Origin of the sequence: Psychrobacter faecalis (assembly GCF_016107575.1) — a bacterium.
GTDB classification, from domain to species: domain Bacteria; phylum Pseudomonadota; class Gammaproteobacteria; order Pseudomonadales; family Moraxellaceae; genus Psychrobacter; species Psychrobacter faecalis.
This window is the reverse complement of sequence record NZ_JABAST010000080.1, coordinates 1-1,338: the sequence shown is the minus strand read 5'-3', so window position 1 is coordinate 1,338 and position 1,338 is coordinate 1. Positions and strand designations below refer to the sequence as shown.

Genomic DNA, 1,338 nt, shown 5'->3' with positions numbered 1-1,338 from the left:
TGAGCTATGCTGAAGAAACCGTACAAGTAAACTTGGTAAACTAAGCATATTAATCGGAGTTTATCATGGTCAAGAAAATAAGAACCTATAGCACAGAATTTAAAGCTGAAGCCGTTAAGAAGATATCAGACAATAATGGCAATATCTCAGCAACCGCAAAGCAGCTTGGCATTGCCATGCAAACGCTATCGAATTGGCATAACAAAGCCAACCAAGGCAAGCTCAAAGGCACAGAGCAATACGACCCTGATCTTATGACAGCTCTTCAAGAAATAAAGCAGCTCAAACGACAGCTCAAAGTTGCCGAAGAGGAGCGAGAGATATTAAATGAGGAGGGATAAAGCGGAGCATTGCTTCGCCCCGACGCAAGGGGAGAGCTATGCTCGAGTGAGGCGACGGCGTACTTCGCGAAAAACAGCTAGTCAGGTACGCCTTCATCAAAGATAACCAGCACTTCTTTACCATCACCACTATGTGCCGCGTGCTAAGGGTTAAGCATTCAAGTTACTACGACTGGCTGAGTCGCGATATCAGCGAGCAGCAGATACATCGCAACCATTGTGAGCTACTCGTTAAAGCCGCTCACAGTGAAACTCATGAGTGCTATGGTGTTGAGCGTCTGCATGCGCATCTAAGTGAGCAAGGTCATAACATCAGTCCCTACATGGTCAGAAGCATCAAAGAGGAATACAGCATCAAATGCCGTCGCCACAAACGCTTTAAAGTCACCACCGACTCCAATCACAACAAACTGGTCTATCCAAACGTGTTGGATCAAGAGTTTGATGCCAGTCGCCCTAACCAAGCGTGGGCCAGTGACATCACCTATATTTGGACGCTTGAGGGCTGGTTGTATTTAGCGGGAGTCAAAGATTTATATACCAAAGAGCTGGTCGGCTATGCGATCAATAAGCGAATGACCGCAGATCTAGTATGCAAAGCATTGAACATGGCCATCAAGAATAAACAACCAAGCAAAGGGCTAGTCGTTCACTCTGACAGAGGCAGTCAGTACTGTAGCCATGCTTACCACAAGATCATCAAGCAGCATCAGTTTACAGGTTCAATGAGCGGTAAAGGCAACTGCTTTGACAACGCACCCATAGAAAGCTTCTGGGGCATATTGAAGAACGAGCTAGTATATCACCAAGACTATAAAACAAGGTTTGCAGCTATCAGAGATATCATTGGATATATTGAGTTATATTATAATCAGACTAGGATTCAAAAGGGTTTAGGCTATAAATCGCCAAGACAGGTGTGGTTTGATTATTATCGTCAGGCTGCGTAATCAAAATCTCCCAAGTTTATATATACGGGATTGACGGCAGGGGTCAC

At 44.8% G+C, this 1,338-nt stretch carries 1 pseudogene; it reads left to right on the top strand.

Annotated features, from left to right (window positions below):
* The first annotated feature begins 65 nt into the window (after positions 1-65).
* Positions 66-1,291: pseudogene (locus JFC07_RS12990) on the top strand (IS3 family transposase).
* Positions 1,292-1,338: the final 47 nt, after the last annotated feature.